17 protein-coding genes are annotated in these 16408 nt (G+C 64.5%); 1 reads left to right on the top strand and 16 read right to left on the bottom strand.

Annotated features, from left to right (window positions below; genetic code table 11):
* Window positions 1-26: 26 nt before the first annotated feature.
* Window positions 27-497 carry a ribosome assembly RNA-binding protein YhbY gene (yhbY, locus tag MasN3_RS10940; RefSeq protein ID WP_258827947.1) on the top strand — a complete coding sequence of 157 codons (471 nt, stop codon included), beginning with the start codon at window positions 27-29 and terminating at the stop codon, window positions 495-497.
* 63 nt (window positions 498-560) lie between these two features.
* Here yhbY and MasN3_RS10935 read toward each other — a convergent pair whose 3' ends face one another.
* The 16 genes from MasN3_RS10935 to MasN3_RS10860 form a co-directional block, all read right to left on the bottom strand.
* Window positions 561-1043 carry a DUF4149 domain-containing protein gene (locus MasN3_RS10935; RefSeq protein WP_281914083.1) on the bottom strand — a complete coding sequence of 161 codons (483 nt, stop codon included), beginning with the start codon at window positions 1041-1043 and terminating at the stop codon, window positions 561-563.
* Window positions 1043-1522, bottom strand: a complete 480-nt coding sequence (gene greA, locus MasN3_RS10930; RefSeq protein ID WP_281914082.1) for a transcription elongation factor GreA — start codon at window positions 1520-1522, stop codon at window positions 1043-1045. The genes MasN3_RS10935 and greA overlap by 1 nt, the downstream gene beginning before the upstream one ends.
* Before the next feature lie 100 nt (window positions 1523-1622).
* On the bottom strand, window positions 1623-4853 hold the full coding sequence (gene carB / locus MasN3_RS10925) for a carbamoyl-phosphate synthase large subunit (protein WP_281914080.1): 3231 nt from the start codon (window positions 4851-4853) through the stop codon (window positions 1623-1625).
* Window positions 4854-6017 carry a glutamine-hydrolyzing carbamoyl-phosphate synthase small subunit gene (carA, locus tag MasN3_RS10920; RefSeq protein WP_281914079.1) on the bottom strand — a complete coding sequence of 388 codons (1164 nt, stop codon included), beginning with the start codon at window positions 6015-6017 and terminating at the stop codon, window positions 4854-4856.
* Between the two features lie 505 nt (window positions 6018-6522).
* Window positions 6523-6933, bottom strand: a complete 411-nt coding sequence (locus MasN3_RS10915; RefSeq protein WP_281914077.1) for a GlcG/HbpS family heme-binding protein — start codon at window positions 6931-6933, stop codon at window positions 6523-6525.
* Window positions 6934-6945: 12 nt separating this feature from the next.
* A complete protein-coding gene (locus tag MasN3_RS10910) occupies window positions 6946-7863 on the bottom strand; it encodes a patatin-like phospholipase family protein (RefSeq protein ID WP_281914076.1) in 918 nt (305 codons plus the stop codon).
* A 160-nt stretch (window positions 7864-8023) separates the two neighbouring features.
* On the bottom strand, window positions 8024-8656 hold the full coding sequence (locus MasN3_RS10905; RefSeq protein WP_281914075.1) for a hypothetical protein: 633 nt from the start codon (window positions 8654-8656) through the stop codon (window positions 8024-8026).
* Between the two features lie 32 nt (window positions 8657-8688).
* Complete coding sequence (locus MasN3_RS10900; protein ID WP_281914074.1) at window positions 8689-8874, bottom strand: hypothetical protein; 186 nt, start codon at window positions 8872-8874, stop codon at window positions 8689-8691.
* Between the two features lie 132 nt (window positions 8875-9006).
* Window positions 9007-10299: a phosphate regulon sensor histidine kinase PhoR gene (gene phoR, locus MasN3_RS10895; protein ID WP_281914481.1), complete on the bottom strand. Its 1293-nt coding sequence runs from the start codon at window positions 10297-10299 to the stop codon at window positions 9007-9009.
* A gap of 18 nt (window positions 10300-10317) precedes the next feature.
* Entirely contained in the window at window positions 10318-11004 is a 687-nt protein-coding gene (locus MasN3_RS10890) for a response regulator (protein WP_281914073.1), read from the bottom strand.
* A gap of 2 nt (window positions 11005-11006) precedes the next feature.
* Complete coding sequence (gene phoU, locus MasN3_RS10885) at window positions 11007-11705, bottom strand: phosphate signaling complex protein PhoU (RefSeq protein WP_281914072.1); 699 nt, start codon at window positions 11703-11705, stop codon at window positions 11007-11009.
* 34 nt (window positions 11706-11739) lie between these two features.
* Window positions 11740-12534: a phosphate ABC transporter ATP-binding protein PstB gene (gene pstB / locus MasN3_RS10880; RefSeq protein ID WP_281914071.1), complete on the bottom strand. Its 795-nt coding sequence runs from the start codon at window positions 12532-12534 to the stop codon at window positions 11740-11742.
* A gap of 18 nt (window positions 12535-12552) precedes the next feature.
* Window positions 12553-13413 (bottom strand): phosphate ABC transporter permease PstA, encoded by an 861-nt coding sequence (gene pstA / locus MasN3_RS10875; protein WP_281914070.1) that lies wholly within the window; start codon window positions 13411-13413, stop codon window positions 12553-12555.
* Window positions 13413-14345 (bottom strand): phosphate ABC transporter permease subunit PstC, encoded by a 933-nt coding sequence (gene pstC / locus MasN3_RS10870; protein WP_281914479.1) that lies wholly within the window; start codon window positions 14343-14345, stop codon window positions 13413-13415. The genes pstA and pstC overlap by 1 nt, the downstream gene beginning before the upstream one ends.
* Window positions 14346-14501: 156 nt before the next feature.
* Entirely contained in the window at window positions 14502-15539 is a 1038-nt protein-coding gene (pstS, locus tag MasN3_RS10865; RefSeq protein ID WP_281914069.1) for a phosphate ABC transporter substrate-binding protein PstS, read from the bottom strand.
* 526 nt (window positions 15540-16065) lie between these two features.
* Entirely contained in the window at window positions 16066-16386 is a 321-nt protein-coding gene (locus MasN3_RS10860) for a PilZ domain-containing protein (protein ID WP_281914068.1), read from the bottom strand.
* Window positions 16387-16408 lie beyond the last annotated feature (22 nt).

Raw genomic sequence — 16408 nt, 5'->3', positions numbered from 1 at the left:
TTTTAAAGGTACTTCCAAAAATTATTATGCTTAAACTCACCCCGGCCGAGCGCAGCGCACTGCGCGCCGAAGCCCACGGACTCAACCCAGTCGTCATGATCGGCGAATCCGGCCTGACCGAATCGGTCATGAAGGAAATCGCTTCCAGCCTGGACGCGCACGGCCTGATCAAGGTGCGTGTATTCGGCGACGACCGCGAAGCCCGCATCGCCATGTATGAACAGATTTGCGCCGAACTCGACGCGGCGCCGGTCCAGCACATCGGCAAGCTCCTGGTGCTCTACCGTCCGAAGAAGGAAGCCGTCAAGGAACGCAGCAGCAAGGCCGGCAAGGGCATGCGCGAGGTGACCATCGTCAAGGCCAGCGCCAGCGGCACCAAGAAGCCGAGCGTCACCAAGGTCATGCTGAAAGGAAACGAGCGCGTCACCGCGGGCGGCAACATCAAGCGCGCCAAACCGCGTCAGGCTTCCACCAAGAAAAATGCACTGAACAAGTAATCGGCGTGCACCAGACAAAACCGGGGCGACCCGGTTTTTTTTCGTCCAGCGCTCGTGGACGGGTCAGCGGCTCTTGAGCACCAGCACCGCCGCCAGCACGCTCTCGATGACGTGGAACAGCTGCGACACCCCATGCATCACGGCGAAATGCGTCCAGTACGGCGACGCCCTCACCCCGCCCGGGCCGGCCAGTTCACGCAGCTGCGCCATGCCCGGCTGCAGGCCGATCCACATCACCAGGGCGCAGGCCAGCATGGCCAGCACCAGCAAATTCAAGAAACGGCGCCGTCCGGCGTCGAGGTCGCGCGACCAGCGCAGCAGCGCCAGCATCGCGAGCGCACAGCCGAGCGAGACCCAGCCCAGGCGGTGCAGCAGGACGGCGACCACATCGCCAGCCACGGTACTCGGCACCGCCGCGAACACCGCCGGCGCCGCGATATACCCGAGCGTCCACAGCGTGCCCGCCCACAGCACCGCCACCAGGAGCCGGGCAGCGGCGATGCGAGAAGCGGAACGCGGTGGGACGGCCGTCCGGGCTTGGGCCATCAAACGTAGCGGACTTCGAGGATTTCGTATTCGCGCGGACCCGACGGGGCCTGCACTTCCACCACGTCGCCGGCATACTTGCCGATCAGGGCGCGGGCGATCGGCGAGGTCACCGACACCTTGTTCAGTTTGATGTCGGCTTCGTCGATACCGACGATCTGGTAGCTCACCTTCTGGCCGTTTTCCAGGTCTTCCAGGTCCACGGTCGAGGCGAACACGACGCGGCCTTCCGCGTCCAGCGTGGCCGGGTCGATGATCTGCGCGGTGCTCAGCTTGCCTTCGAGTTCCGCGATGCGGCCCTCGACGAAGGCCTGGCGCTCTTTCGCTGCATCGTATTCGGCATTTTCGGACAGGTCGCCGTGCGAGCGCGCCTCGGCGATCGCGTCGATCACGTTACGGCGCTCCTTGGTCTTGAGCTGGTGCAGCTCTTCCTTCAGGAGTTCGGCGCCGTATTTGGTCAGTGGTACGGTAGTGTTCATGTCGCTCTATCTGTTCGTGATTGGACGCACCAAGTGAAAACCACAGAGGCGCGCGGCGCAGGCCGCGCGAGCTCTGTGGTTATTTGGTACTACGTGCTGCTTAGTTTAAGGTTTTATGAAGACCTTGTAAATCGTAGACGCGCAGCTCGTCCAGATGGCGCATGCCCTCGATCGCGGCTTCCGCGCCGGCGATGGTCGTGTAGGTGACCACGCGCGACTGCAGGGCCGAGGTGCGGATGGTGCGCGAGTCGGTGATCGCCGAACGCTTTTCTTCCACGGTGTTCACCACCATGACGATCTCGCGGTTCTTGATCATGTCGACCACGTGCGGACGGCCTTCCAGTACCTTGTTCACCTGGCGCACCGGGATGCCGGCCGCTTCGATGACGGCGGCCGTGCCCTTGGTGGCCACCAGCGAGAAGCCCAGCGCCACCAGCTCGCGCGCCACCGAGACGGCGCGCGGCTTGTCCGCGCCCTTCACCGACAGGAACACCGTGCCCTTGGTCGGCAGGTTGATGCCGGCCGCCAGCTGCGACTTCACGAAGGCTTCGCCGAAGGTCTCGCCCACGCCCATCACTTCGCCGGTCGACTTCATCTCCGGTCCCAGGATGGTGTCGACGCCCGGGAACTTCACGAACGGGAACACGACTTCCTTGACGCTGTAGAACGGCGGGGTCACCTCCTTGGTGATGCCTTGGCTGGCCAGGGTCTGGCCCACCATGCAGCGCGCCGCGATCTTCGCCAGCTGCAGGCCGGTCGCCTTCGAGACGAAGGGCACGGTACGCGATGCGCGCGGGTTCACTTCCAGCACGAACACGGTATCGACGGTCTTGCCACCCTCTTCCGACTGCTGGATCGCGAACTGCACGTTCATCAGGCCGACCACGTTCAGGGCCTTGGCCATCAGCGACGTCTGGTGCTTCAGCTCGGCGATCGTTTCCGGCGACAGCGAGTACGGCGGCAGCGAGCAGGCCGAGTCGCCCGAGTGCACGCCCGCCTGTTCGATGTGTTCCATCACGCCGCCGATGAAGGTGGCTTCGCCGTCCGAGATGCAGTCGACGTCGACTTCGATGGCGTCGTTCAGGAAGCGGTCCAGCAGCACCGGCGAATCGTGCGAGACCTTGACCGCTTCGCGCATGTAGCGCTCGAGGTCGCGCTGCTCGTGGACGATCTCCATCGCGCGGCCGCCCAGCACGTAGGACGGGCGCACCACCAGCGGGTAGCCGATCTCGTCGGCCAGTGCCAGGGCGTCGGCCTCAGTGCGGGCGGTACGGTTCGGCGGCTGGCGCAGGCCGAGCTTTTGCAGCAGTTGCTGGAAGCGCTCGCGGTCTTCGGCCGCGTCGATCATGTCCGGCGAGGTGCCGATGATCGGCACGCCATTGGCCTCCAAATCCAGCGCGAGTTTCAGCGGGGTCTGGCCGCCGTACTGGACGATCACGCCTTCCGGCTTTTCCAGGTCGACGATTTCCAGCACGTCTTCCAGCGTCAAGGACTCGAAGTACAGGCGATCCGAGGTATCGTAGTCGGTCGACACGGTCTCGGGGTTGCAGTTGACCATGATGGTCTCGTAGCCGTCCTCGCGCATGGCGAGCGCCGCGTGGACGCAGCAGTAATCGAACTCGATGCCCTGGCCGATACGGTTCGGGCCACCGCCCAGCACCATGATCTTCTTCTTGTCGGTCGGGTTGGACTCGCACTCCTCGTCGTAGGTCGAGTACATGTAGGCGGTGTTGGTCGCGAACTCGGCGGCGCAGGTGTCGACGCGCTTGTACACCGGACGAATGCCCAGTTCGTGGCGGCGCGCACGCACGGCTTGCGGCGTGGTCTGCATCAGGAAGGCCAGGCGGCGGTCCGAGAAGCCCTTCTGCTTGAGCTTGTACAGCAGCGGCTTGTCCAGGCTCTCGAGCTTCTGGTGATCCAGCCACAGTTCGATGTCGACGATCTCCTTGATCTGCACCAGGAACCACGGGTCGATCTTGGTCAGGTTGTGCACTTCTTCCAGGGTGAAGCCCTGGGCGAATGCGTCACCCACGTACCAGATGCGCTCCGGGCCCGGCTCGCCGAGTTCCTCTTCGATCTTCTCGCGGTCGCGGGTCTTCTCGTTCAGGCCGTCCACGCCCACTTCCAGGCCGCGCAGGGCCTTCTGGAAGGATTCCTGGAAGGTGCGGCCCATCGCCATCACCTCGCCCACCGACTTCATCTGGGTGGTCAGGTGCTTGTCCGCGGTCGGGAATTTCTCGAAGGTGAAGCGCGGGATCTTGGTGACCACGTAGTCGATCGAGGGCTCGAACGAGGCCGGGGTGGCGCCGCCGGTGATCTCGTTGCGCAGCTCATCGAGCGTGAAGCCGACCGCCAGCTTGGCGGCGACCTTGGCGATCGGGAAGCCGGTGGCTTTCGAGGCCAGCGCCGAGGAACGCGACACGCGCGGGTTCATCTCGATGACGATCATGCGGCCGTCCTTCGGGTTGATCGCGAACTGCACGTTCGAGCCGCCGGTGTCGACGCCGATCTCGCGCAGCACGTCGATCGACGCGTTGCGCATGATCTGGTATTCCTTGTCGGTCAGCGTCTGCGCCGGTGCGACGGTGATCGAGTCGCCGGTGTGCACGCCCATCGGATCCAGGTTTTCGATCGAGCAGATGATAATGCAGTTGTCCTTCTTGTCGCGGACGACTTCCATCTCGTACTCTTTCCAGCCGAGCAGCGATTCTTCGATCAGCAGTTCGCTGGTCGGCGAGGCTTCCAGGCCGCGCTTGCAGATCGCTTCGAATTCCTCTTCGTTGTAGGCGATGCCGCCGCCGCTGCCGCCCATGGTGAAGGACGGACGGATGATGGTCGGGAAGCCCAGCTCGCGCTGCACCGCCCACGACTCTTCCATCGAGTGCGCCACGCCCGAGCGCGCCGAACCGAGGCCGATCTTGGTCATCGCGTCCTTGAACTTGGAACGGTCCTCGGCCTTGTCGATCGCTTCCGGGGTCGCGCCGATCAGCTCGACCTTGTACTTCTCCAGCACGCCGTTGTGGTGCAGGTCGAGCGCGCAGTTCAGCGCGGTCTGGCCGCCCATGGTCGGCAGGATCGCGTCCGGACGCTCCTTGGCGATGATGCGCTCGACGACCTTCCAGGTGATCGGCTCGATGTAGGTGACGTCCGCCGTTTCCGGGTCGGTCATGATGGTCGCCGGGTTCGAGTTGACCAGGATGACCTTGTAACCTTCTTCGCGCAGGGCCTTGCAGGCCTGGGCGCCCGAGTAGTCGAATTCGACCGCCTGGCCGATGACGATCGGGCCCGCGCCGATAATCAGGATGCTTTTGATATCACTACGTTTTGGCATTTATTTCTTCTCCGCGGCTTGCATCATGTTGATGAAGCGGTCAAACAGGTAGGCGACGTCGGTCGGGCCGGGCGAGGCTTCCGGGTGGCCCTGGAAGCAGAAGGCTGGCTTGTCGGTGCGCTCGAAGCCCTGCAGCGAACCGTCGAACAGCGACACGTGGGTGACGCGGCAGTTGGCCGGGAGCGTTTCCGGATCGACCGCGAAGCCGTGGTTCTGCGAGGTGATCAAGACCTTCTTCGAATCGAGGTCCTGCACCGGGTGGTTGGCGCCATGGTGGCCGAACTTCATCTTCATGGTCTTGGCGCCGGAAGCCAGCGCCATGATCTGGTGGCCGAGGCAGATGCCGAAGGTCGGGATGCCCTTCTCGATCAGCTCGCTGCTGGCCTTGATCGCATAGTCGCAAGGCTCGGGGTCGCCCGGGCCGTTGGCCAGGAAGATACCGTCAGGATTGAGCGCCAGCGCGTCGGCGGCGGTGGCTTGCGCCGGCAGCACGGTGATCTTGCAGCCGCGCTCGGCCAGCATGCGCAGGATGTTGCGCTTGACGCCGTAGTCGAAGGCGACCACGTGGTATTGCGGATTGTCCTGCTTGCCGAAGCCTTCGCCGAGCTTCCACTCGGTTTCGGTGAACACGTAGGGCTCTTTCACCGAGACCACCTTGGCCAGGTCCATGCCTGCCAGGCCCGGGAAGGAACGCGCCAGTTCCAGCGCCTGCGTTTCCAGCGGCTCCTTGCCCTGGATGCCGGTCAGGATGGCGCCGGCCTGGGCGCCCTTCTCGCGCAGGATGCGGGTCAGCTTGCGGGTGTCGATGCCGGCGATGGCGACCACGTTTTCTTGCTTCAGGTAGTCCGACAGCGACTGGGTGGAACGGAAATTCGATGCCAGCAACGGCAGGTCACGAATGATCAGACCGGCGGCGTGGACCTTGGAGGCCTCGACGTCGGCCGGATTGACGCCGTAGTTGCCGATGTGCGGGTACGTCAGGGTGACGATCTGACGCGAATAGCTGGGGTCGGTAAGAATTTCCTGATAGCCAGTCATCGCGGTGTTGAACACCACTTCGCCGGTCGTATGACCGGTGGCACCAATGGAATATCCTTTGAAAATCGTTCCGTCAGCGAGGGCCAGGATGGCCGGGACGGCTGGGCCAGAAAAAAATGGCGGCAAGGGTAACTCCCAATAAAGTTACCGTAGCTTCGCCACGTCAGACTGGCATCCAACAAACCCGGGCGGAGACTGCTTGCCGGTAGCTGGACATCTAGTTGAATGAGGGATGGTGGGTAGGCGCTACGGCAAATGTGTGAATGGTTAAACTTCCGAATTATAGCGCGGAATGGACCTATTCGGCAATGCGGCAATTCTACAAAAGTGGTGCTGATTTTGCCCAAACGTGAGCGAAAGCGGCGCGCAATCGACTATTTTGCTGCTTTCATGAAATAAAAGAAAAGGCACCCACAGGTTAATGCCAGTCAGTTAGCGATCATTGTAGGGTGGGCGGGTTCCCCGCCCACGCGGTGATAGTTGTGATATGAACAGTCGAACAGGCTGCAGTACTTTGATTTGAACGCGTGGGCGGGAGACCCGCCCACCCTACGGATGAGCACTGACTCTTAAGTGACCGGCATTAATCCACAGGTGCCTTTGCATGACAGCAAGGTTACGAGCCCGACTGTTATGCGCCGACCAGCGCCGCAATGCCAGCCTTGGCGATCTGCGCATCCTCGTTCGACTTCACGCCCGACACCCCGACCGCGCCGATCACGTGGCCGTCGACGACCACCGGCACCCCACCTTCCAGCATGCCTTCGAGTTCCGGCGCCGACAGGAAGGAAACGCGGCCGTTGTTGATCACGTCTTCATAGATCTTCGATTCGCGCCGGCCGAGGGCGGCGGTCCGGGCCTTGGCCGGGGCGATGTAGGCCGAGGCGGCCGCGGCGCCGTCGAGGCGCTGGTACCACAGCAGGTGGCCGCCGTCGTCGACGATGGCGAAGGACACCGCCCAGTTGTTGCGCAGCGCCTCGGCTTCGGCGCCGGCAGCGATCTTCTTAACGTCCTCGAGGGTAAGGTAAGGCTTGGTTTGCATGATGGGTCCCGTTTATTGAGGCTGTTGTCTGGCCTTGAGCTTGGCCTTGATCTGGGGCATGACGGCTGCTGCCGCCTGCTCGCCGGCCAGGATCGCCAGGTTGCGGTTGCTGAAGTCGGCGCTGCCCATGTTGCCGAGGTTCGGCGTGATGACGATGTCGGCCTCCTTCAGTTCGAAATGGTTCAGGCGCTGGCCCATGATGCTGAAGGTCTGCATCAGCACGTCGAGCGAGCTGGCCGTGGCGGCGCCTTCGGTGGCGCTGGAGATGTTCACCGCGATGATGAACTCGGCGCCCATGTCCTTGGTGAACTTGACCGGCACCGGCGCCACCAGGCCGCCGTCGACGTAGCTCTTGTCGCCGATCTTCACCGGCTGGAACACGCTCGGCACCGCCGAGGACGCCCGCACGGCCATGCCGGTATTGCCCTTGTTGAAAAGGATCGGCTGGCCGGTCTTGAGGTCGGTGGCGACCGCGCCGAAGCGCAGCTTCAGGCGCTCCATCGGCACGTTGCCCACGGCCTTGTTGACGTAGCTCTGCAGGGCCTCGCCCTTGAGCACCCCGGTCGACTTGCCGAACAGCGGCAGCGCCCAGTCGGAGATCGTGGCCTCGTCCATGGCGAGCGCGGTCTTTTGCAGGGCGAAGCCGTTCAGGCCGGAAGCGTACAGGGAGCCGACCACCGAGCCGGCGCTGGTGCCGACCACGATCTCGGGCACGATGCCCTGGGCTTCCAGCGCCTTGATCACGCCGATGTGGGCGAAGCCGCGGGCGGCGCCGCCGCCGAGGGCCAGGCCGATTCTCACCTTGCGCGGTGGCGCGGGTGGCGTCGCCTGCTGGGCGACGGGGGTGGCGGGAGGCTGGGTTGGCGTACTGCCGCAGGCGGAAAGCAGGAGCGCGGCGCAGGCGATCAGGGAACTACGACGAGAGAACATATCAGGTGCCGAAAAGAACGAGGCACGATTGTAACCCGAGTCCGCCAGGTCCCGGCCGCTGGGTACATCGACCATTCCCGGCGGCGCGCGCCCGGGCCAACGCGCAAACCGCCACGCGTGCCGACAGGGCGACGATCGGGACGTCGGCCGCCGCCGCGGTCTAGCGGGGAAACAGCAGTTGCAGCTGCACGCGAATCGTCCAGTTGCCCGCGTTGTCCGGCCGGACGACGTTGCAATACGCGTGGGCTTGCACGTTCATGTTCTGGTCGCCGATCTTGAAGCGCTGGCCAATGCCCAGGCCGCTGGGCAGCGTCCATTGTTCGCCGTCGGCTTTCCAATCGGCCGTGATGTTGGGGGTATAGACGAGATAACGCCCGGGATACTGGGGAAAGTTGTAATAGACCAGTGGCTGGAGATACGTTTGATTCACGGAGCGCCGGCCGCTCTGGCCGCCGAACGACAAAATGTTATTGACGTAGACGCCGTACAGCCAGGGGTTGCCCTTCCGGCTGCGCACCGCCACCAGGCCGGGGCCGAGGGCCCATTTTCCCTGTCCGAGGGTGCGGTCGGTCGCGCTCGGCGTTTGCAGCACCGGTCCCACGCCCCAGGTCCAGCCGGAGGGCGTGGCCTGCTTGGGCGAAAAGAAGGCGGTGAACTGGATGTCGCCCAAGCCATTCTCGCGCTGGGCAGCGGGAAGGCCGAAGTCCGGTTGCGAGACCACCGGAATGATGGTGCGGGTGACCAGGTTCCATTGCGGGTTGAGATCGATCGGATACACCGGCTGGATGTTCAACACGTTCTGCGTCTGGCCTTTGGGGCCGGCGTTCAGGTGGTGTTGTTCTGGAACGGCAGGCTGATCATGTCGGCAATGGGGTTTTGCGCCGCCTTGTCGAGTGACTCGCCATCTTGCGCCAGCACGGCTCTTTCCGGCACCAGGAGCAGCAAGCCGAAGCAGCACGCGCGGACCGGGAGCGGCCGCGCCGCCGATACCTGGGTTCCAGAGAGATCCATGATTCCTCCGATTCAGCATTGCCGGTTGGTGCTGGCGCACAGGCCGCCGCGGCGATGGTACGACAACACAGCGGATAGGTCTTGGACCGGGGACCCGCCGGCCGGTTCCGGCCAGATGTCGAGAGTACCGGCTCAGCCTGGCAAGGAGGTATTCGGCAAGATCGCGGTGAAGCTGCTCCCCTGCCCCGGCACCGAGCTGATCTGCAAACGCCCGCCATGCCGCAGCAGCACGTGCTTGACGATCGCCAGCCCGAGTCCGGTTCCCTGGGTCTCGCGCGAGCGGCTTTTGTCGACCCGGTAGAAGCGCTCGGTCAGCCGCGACAGGTGGATCGGCTCGATCCCGATGCCGCTGTCGGTCACCGTGAAGCGCAGGTCGTCCGGTCCGCGGCCCCAGGCCAGCCGGATGGTGCCGCCGTCCGGCGAATAGCGCACCGCATTCGAGGCCAGGTTGGCAAAGGCGCTGCGCAGCTCTTCCAGGCTGCCCATCACGTCCGGCCCGTCGAACGCGACCTCGACCTGGTGGCGGCCGCCCGACAGCGCGCGCGCCTCGGCCGCCACCGAGTCGACCAGCGCCCGCATGTCGACCCGCTCGCGCCTGAACGGGAACTCGTCCGACTCCAGGCGCGACAGGGTCAGCATGTCGCCGATCAGGCGCTGCATGCGGTGCGCCTGCTCGGTCATCAAGGCCAGGTGCGCGGTGCGGGTGGCCACGTCCAGGCCTGGGTCGGACATCGCGATCTCGAGGAAGCCGACGATCACGGTGAGCGGCGTGCGCAGCTCGTGCGAGGCGTTGGCGATGAAGTCGCGGCGCATCGCCTCGATCCGTTCGGTGTCGGTGGCGTCGTGGGTCACCAGGATCTGGCGCCGGTTTTCGAAAGGAATGATGCGGCACTCGAGCTTGCGGCCGCGGAAGGACAGCGTCAGCGGCTGCTCGTAGCGGCCCAGGATCACGTAGTCGATGAACTCGGGATGACGCACCAGGTTGGTCACGCGCAAGCCCTTGTCGCGCGCCATGGTCAGGCCCAGGTGGCGCTCGGCCGCCTCGTTGCACCATTCCAGGAACAGCACGTCATCCATGATGGCCACGCCTTCCGGCAGCAGCTGCATGGCCTGGCGAAAGCGCGCCAGCCATTCGGCCATTTCGGTCTGGTGGCGCTCGTCCTCGCGCCGCAGGCGGTACAGGCGCGCGAACACGTCGGTCCAGGCGCCCCAGCCATCCGGCAGGCGGCTCGAGTGCGGATGGTTCAGCCATTCGCCCAGTTCGTGCAGGTAGCGCAGCTGGACGAACAGCGCGATCACCAGCGCCGCCAGGGCGAAGACCAGGGCCTCGACCAGGCCCGCCATCCACCAGACGATGCCGGCCGCGGCGAACATCAGGCTCAGGCGCAGCAACGCCGGCACCCAGAACAGCAGCTTCGGGTTCATCGAGCGCATCGCCGCCCTTTACTTCTCGGACAGCATGTAGCCGACGCTGCGCACCGTGCGGATCAGGCCATCGGCGCCTTTGAGCGCCTTGCGCAGCCGCAGCACGTGCACGTCCACGGTACGCTCCTCGATCACGGCGTGGTCGCCCCATACCTTGTCGAGCAGCTGGGCGCGCGAGAACACGCGCTCGCGGTGGGCCAGCAGGAACTTGAGCAGCTTGTATTCGGCGTTGCCGATGTCGATCTGCTGGTTCTCGACCGTTACGGTGCAGCTGTTCGGGTCCAGCACCACGGTGCCGGCGCGCAGCGGCGCCTCGGCCAGGTGCGGGCTCTTGCGGCGCAGCAGCGCGCGGCTCCTGGCCAGCAGCTCGCGCGGCGAGAACGGCTTGGTGACGTAGTCGTCCGCACCTGTGTTCAGGCCGGCGAGCTTGTCCTCTTCCATGCTCTTGGCGGTCAGCATGATGACCGGGATTTCCTGGAAGTCGCGGTCGCCGCGCAGGCGCGACAGCAGGCGCAGGCCGCTCTGGTCGGGCAGCATCCAGTCCAGCAGCACCAGGTCGGGCTTGCCGCGCGTGATGCTGTCCCAGGCGCCGCCGACGGTGTCGGCGCTGCGGATGTCCCAGCCCGCTTCGCGCAGCGAATACTTGACCAGCTCGACGATCGCCGGCTCGTCCTCGACCACCAGCACGCTCGTGTTGTCCGCCATGCCTAGAAGCCCGCCTGTTCCGTTGCCGGCTTGCTGTGGCGGATGTCGCGGCCTTCGACGATGTAGATGACGTATTCGGCGATGTTCTTGGCGTGGTCGCCGATGCGCTCGATGGCCTTGGCCACCCACAGCGTGTCCAGCGCCGACGAGATCGTGCGCGGATCTTCCATCATGAAGGTGATCACGTTGCGCATGATGGTGCGGAATTCGTGGTTGATGGTTTCGTCGGCCGCGATCAGTTCGAGCGCCTGCTTGCCGTCCAGGCGCGCGAAGGCATCCAGGGCGCCGTGCAGCATGTCCGAGGCGGCGCGCGCGATGGTGCGCACGGTATCGTAGTGGGCGAAGGACCCGCCGCCGCGTTCGTGCAGGCTCTTGGTGCTGCGCGCGATCTTGGTGGCCTCGTCGCCGACGCGTTCCAGGTCGGTGATGACCTTGATGGTCGCCATCACGGTGCGCAGGTCGTTCGCGGTCGGCTGGCGGCGCACGATCAGGTGGCTGCAGGCGTCGTCGAGCTGCACTTCGAGCTGGTTGACGGCGTGGTCGTCGGCGATCACGCGCTCGGCGCGCGCCGCGTCGCCGGCGCGGAAGGCTTCCATCGCCTCGTCGAACGCGGTTTCCACCATGCCGCCCATCAAGAGGACCTTGGAGCGGATCGCTTCCAGCTCCTGGTCATACTGTTTGGATGAATGCTCGCCCGTCATAAAACTCTCCGAATTGGTATTGGTATTCTAACGATCAGCCGAACCGGCCGGTGATGTAGTCCTGGGTTTCCTTGCGCGCCGGATTCATGAAGATCTGGTCAGTCTCGCCGAATTCGATGAGTTCGCCAAGATACATATAGGCGGTATAGTCGGAGCAACGCGCGGCCTGCTGCATGTTGTGGGTCACGATGGTGATCGTGTAGTCCTGCTTCAGCTCGCTGATCAGCTCTTCGATCTTGGCGGTCGAGATCGGGTCCAGCGCCGAAGTCGGCTCGTCGAGCAGCAGCACGTCCGGTTTCACCGCCACGCCGCGCGCGATGCACAGGCGCTGCTGCTGGCCGCCGGACAGCGACAGGCCGCTCTTGTTCAGCTTATCCTTGGCTTCTTCCCACAGGGCGGCCTTCTTCAGCGCCCATTCCACCCGCTCGTCCATCTCGCCTTTCGAGAGGTTCTCGTAGAGGCGCACGCCGAAGGCGATGTTGTCGTAGATCGACATCGGGAACGGGGTCGGCTTCTGGAACACCATGCCGACCTTGGCGCGTAGCATGTTCACGTCCACGCCCGGCTCCAGGATGTTGCGGCCGCGGTATCGAATCGAACCCTCGGCGCGCTGGCCCGGGTACAGGTCGTACATGCGGTTCAGGGTGCGCAGCAGCGTCGACTTGCCGCAGCCCGAAGGGCCGATGAAGGCCGTGACCTGCTTGTCGTGGATGTCGAGCGAGACGTTTTTCAGGCTCTGCGTCTTACCGTAGAAGAAGTTCAGGCCTTCGATTTCGATCGTTTTGCTCTTGGCAGCGGTCGGCACCTGGTTTTGCATAGCTTGGGTCATCACTTTTTTATGGGTAAATTAGCGCGGAGTCTTTTGGCTGAACAGGGTCCGCGATAGGATGTTCAGCAGCAGCACGGTAAAGGTCACCAGGAGCGCGCCGCCCCAGGCCAGCGAGCGCCAGTCGTCGTAGGGGCTCATCGCGAACTGGAAGATCACGACCGGCAGGTTGGCCATCGGCGCGTTCATGTCGTTGCTGTAGAACTGGTTGTTCAGGGCGGTGAACAGCAGCGGCGCGGTTTCGCCCGAGATGCGGGCCACGGCCAGCAGCACACCGGTGACGACACCGGCCTTCACGGCGCGCAGGCGCACCGTCATGGCCACCTTCCAGTGCGGCGCGCCCAGGGCGTAGGCCGCTTCCAGCAGGCTGTTGGGGACCAGGCGCAGCATGTTGTCGGTGGTGCGCACCACCACCGGAATCGCGATCAGCGAGAGCGCGATGCTGCCGGCGTAGCCCGAGAAGTGCTGCACGTTGGCGACGTAGAGCGCGTAGACGAACAGGCCGATCACGATCGACGGGGCCGACAGCATGATGTCGGTCACGAAGCGGGTCACCTGGGCGAAGCGGTTGTTCTCGCCGTACTCGGCCAGGTAGATGCCGGCCAGGATGCCGATCGGGGTGCTGACCAAGGTCGACAGGCCGACCATCATCAGGCTGCCGACGATGGCGTTGCGCAGGCCGCCGCCTTCGCTGCCCGGGGCCGGGGTATCGGCCGCGAACATGTTCCACGACAGCGCGCCGAGGCCGTTGATCAGGAGGGTGGCCAGGATCCAGGCCAGGAAGGCCAGGCCGATGCCCATGGCCAGGATCGACAGGACGATGCCGACGCGGTGCGCCAGCAGGCGCCTGCGGTAGACCGGATTCTTTGCAGTGCTAGTCATTATTTGCTTCCTTCTTTCCTGGACATCCCGACCAGCATCAGTTTGGCTGCCGACAGCACGATGAAGGTGATGGCGAACAGGATCAGGGCCAGCGCGAACAGCGAGGACGAGTGCAGCGGCGTGGCGGCTTCGGCGAATTCGTTGGCCAGGGTCGAGGAAATCGAGTTACCGGCCGAGAACAGCGACCAGGACAGGTCGTGGGCGTTGCCGATCACGAAAGTCACGGCCATGGTCTCGCCCAGCGCGCGGCCCAGGCCCAGCATCACGCCGCCCACCACGCCGTTGCGGGTGTAAGGCAGCACCACCTTGCGCACGACTTCCCACTTGGTGCAGCCGAGGCCGTACGCCGACTCTTTCAGGACGGTGGGGACGATCTCGAACACGTCGCGCATCACCGAGGCGATGAAGGGAATGATCATGATCGCCAGGATCAGGCCGGCGGTCAGGATGCCGATGCCCATGGTCGGGCCCTGGAACAGCTGGCCGATCACCGGCAGCTGGCCGATGGTGTTTTTCAGCAGCGGCTGGACGTGGTCGGCGAACAGGGGCGCGAACACGAACAGGCCCCACATGCCGTAGATGATCGACGGCACGCCGGCCAGCAGCTCGACCGCGGTGCCCATCGGGCGGCGCAGCCACACCGGGCAGATCTCGGTCAGGAACAGGGCGATGCCGAAGCTGATCGGGAAGGCCACCGCCAGGGCGATGATCGAGGTGGCGAGCGTGCCCCAGATCGCGATCATGGCGCCGAACTGGTCGCCTACCGGATCCCATTCCACGCGCGTGATGAACCCAAGGCCGAATTCCTTGAAGGCCGGCGCCGCGCCGATGGCGAGCGAGACGATGATCCCGACCAGCACCAGGAGGACCGAGGCCGCGAACAGCAGGGTGATCTTGTGGAAGAAGAAGTCCTGCATGCGCTGCTTGCGCATGGTCTTGCGCAGTGCCTCGGACTGGTGGGCTGCGTCGACCGCGGCCGGATCGGCCAGGTCCTGCAGCGTGGGGGATGCTTGTACGCTCATGGTTTTTTTGCAATCTTTACGGCAGACGGAAGGGCCGGAACGTGCCGGCCCCTCCCCGAGGGTGAATTACCAGACCGCCTTGCCCGCAGCGTCCTTCAGGTTGGCGCGCCAGGCGTCCTGCACCAGCTTGCTCACGCTGTCCGGCATCGGCACGTAGTCCAGCTCGGCCGCTGCCGGCCCGCCGTTCTTGTAGGCCCAGTCGAAGAACTTCAGCACTTCCTTGGCGGTTGCGGCGTTCGGCTGGACCTTGTGCATCAGGATATAGGAGGCGCCGGTGATCGGCCAGCTCGCCTTGCCCGCCTGGTTGGTCAGCACCACGGCGAAGCCCGGGGTGCCGGCCCAGTTGGCGCCGGCGGCTGCGGCCTTGAAGGCGTCGTCGCTCGGCTGCAGGAACACGCCGTCCTTGTTCTGCAGCTGGGTGTGCTGCATGCGGTTCTTCTTGGCATAGGCCCATTCGACGTAGCCGATCGAGCCCTTGATGCGCTGGACGTTGGCGGCCACGCCTTCGTTGCCCTTGCCGCCCACGCCGACCGCCCACTTCACCGCGGTGCCGGCGCCGATCTTCGACTTCCACTCCGGGCTGACCTGCGCCAGGTAGTCGGTGAACAGGAAGGAGGTGCCCGAACTGTCGGCGCGGCGCACCACGGTGATGTCCTCGGCGGGCAGCTTCACGCCCGGGTTCAACGCGGCGATCTGCGGCGCGTTCCACTTGGTGATCTTGCCCAGGTAGATGTCGGCCAGGACCGCGCCCGAGAGGCGCACCTGGCCCGGGGCCACGCCCGGCAGGTTAATGATCGGCACCACGCCGCCCATGATGGCCGGGAACTGGAACAGGCCGGCGGCGTTCAGCTCGGCGGCTGGCAGCGGCATGTCGGAGGCGCCGAAATTCACCGTCCTGGCCTTGATCTGCTTGATGCCCGCGCCCGAACCGACCGACTGGTAGTTCAGGCCGACGCCCGATGCCTTCTGGTACAGCTCGGCCCATTTCGCGTAGACCGGGTACGGGAAGGTGGCGCCGGCGCCGGTGATGTTGGCGGCCTGGGCGCTGGCAGCGATGCTGGTGGCGGCGATGGCGATGGAGACAAACAGATGCTTCATGCGCATGATGGATCCTTTCGAGAGAGGCACGGGCTGGCCCGTTCATTGACGCTGCGAAGTCTACTGGCCGAATATGACAAGTTGATGACAGATGTAATAATTCGGCGGGCGGGCGTATATTGACGCAGTTTGCGCTCCCCTGTCACGCGCTTGTGCACCCGGGCCCGCCTCCGGGAAAGGCGATCCGGTGCGATGCAAAAATAGTCATTTTGCGGCCCTGGCCCGCCCTTGTAAATACGGCGCCCTCTGCTAAGCTGGAAGTGTGTTCTTCATAGGGAGGGGATGCTGAAAGGCGTTAATGCATATGTTCAGTGTTATGGTGTTTGGCATACTCAGCGGCCTGGCCGGGCTGGTCGCCTTCGAGATCTGGCAAGAGATCCGTGGGGGCTCGGAAAAGCTGCACGATCACTATCACGAATAGTGTCGGCCCGGATCCCCGGGTCATGTCATACGGCGAAAAAAGCGGCGAGGCCCGATGGGCGCTCGCCGCTTTGTATTGTGACGTCCGGATTGCGCCGGTCAGCGGGAGGAATCAGCGTAAAAAACGCGCCACCGCCGTCATCGCCGCCAGTTCCAGGTTCAAGAACTGGAAGCCGACCTTGAATTCGCCATTGCTGAAGATGCAATACAGCGCCTTGGCGCGGGCGTTGATGGGCACGACGTTGCCGTCGACCAGCAGGTCGAAGCTCACCTGGCCGGTCTGCCCGACCTGCAGCGGGTCAGGCAGGTTGATGCTGACGCCATTGGCGCCCAGGTCGCTGGTGCGCCCGCCGACGGGCGCCGCGCCTTCGATGGCCACGCGCGCACGCACGCGCAGCAGTTTGCGTTCGGATTTTCTTTGTTCTGTCAACACCTTGAACCACTGATAACGGATG

This window comes from Massilia varians (genome assembly GCF_027923905.1).
GTDB classification, from domain to species: Bacteria; Pseudomonadota; Gammaproteobacteria; order Burkholderiales; family Burkholderiaceae_D; genus Telluria; species Telluria varians_B.
This window is presented reverse-complemented; position numbering and strand designations above follow the sequence as displayed.

What these genes read in the sequence shown, in the direction of transcription:
- yhbY (WP_258827947.1), top strand. Translation starts at nt 27, where the DNA reads ATGCTTAAACTCACCCCGGCCGAGCGCAGCGCACTGCGCGCCGAAGCC.
- MasN3_RS10910 (WP_281914076.1), bottom strand. Translation starts at nt 7,863, where the DNA reads ATGTTCTCTCGTCGTAGTTCCCTGATCGCCTGCGCCGCGCTCCTGCTT.
- pstS (WP_281914069.1), bottom strand. Translation starts at nt 15,539, where the DNA reads ATGCGCATGAAGCATCTGTTTGTCTCCATCGCCATCGCCGCCACCAGC.
- phoU (WP_281914072.1), bottom strand. Translation starts at nt 11,705, where the DNA reads ATGACGGGCGAGCATTCATCCAAACAGTATGACCAGGAGCTGGAAGCG.
- MasN3_RS10890 (WP_281914073.1), bottom strand. Translation starts at nt 11,004, where the DNA reads ATGGCGGACAACACGAGCGTGCTGGTGGTCGAGGACGAGCCGGCGATC.
- phoR (WP_281914481.1), bottom strand. Translation starts at nt 10,299, where the DNA reads ATGAACCCGAAGCTGCTGTTCTGGGTGCCGGCGTTGCTGCGCCTGAGC.
- greA (WP_281914082.1), bottom strand. Translation starts at nt 1,522, where the DNA reads ATGAACACTACCGTACCACTGACCAAATACGGCGCCGAACTCCTGAAG.
- carB (WP_281914080.1), bottom strand. Translation starts at nt 4,853, where the DNA reads ATGCCAAAACGTAGTGATATCAAAAGCATCCTGATTATCGGCGCGGGC.
- MasN3_RS10900 (WP_281914074.1), bottom strand. Translation starts at nt 8,874, where the DNA reads ATGGATCTCTCTGGAACCCAGGTATCGGCGGCGCGGCCGCTCCCGGTC.
- MasN3_RS10915 (WP_281914077.1), bottom strand. Translation starts at nt 6,933, where the DNA reads ATGCAAACCAAGCCTTACCTTACCCTCGAGGACGTTAAGAAGATCGCT.
- pstC (WP_281914479.1), bottom strand. Translation starts at nt 14,345, where the DNA reads ATGCGCAAGCAGCGCATGCAGGACTTCTTCTTCCACAAGATCACCCTG.
- pstB (WP_281914071.1), bottom strand. Translation starts at nt 12,534, where the DNA reads ATGACCCAAGCTATGCAAAACCAGGTGCCGACCGCTGCCAAGAGCAAA.
- pstA (WP_281914070.1), bottom strand. Translation starts at nt 13,413, where the DNA reads ATGACTAGCACTGCAAAGAATCCGGTCTACCGCAGGCGCCTGCTGGCG.
- MasN3_RS10935 (WP_281914083.1), bottom strand. Translation starts at nt 1,043, where the DNA reads ATGGCCCAAGCCCGGACGGCCGTCCCACCGCGTTCCGCTTCTCGCATC.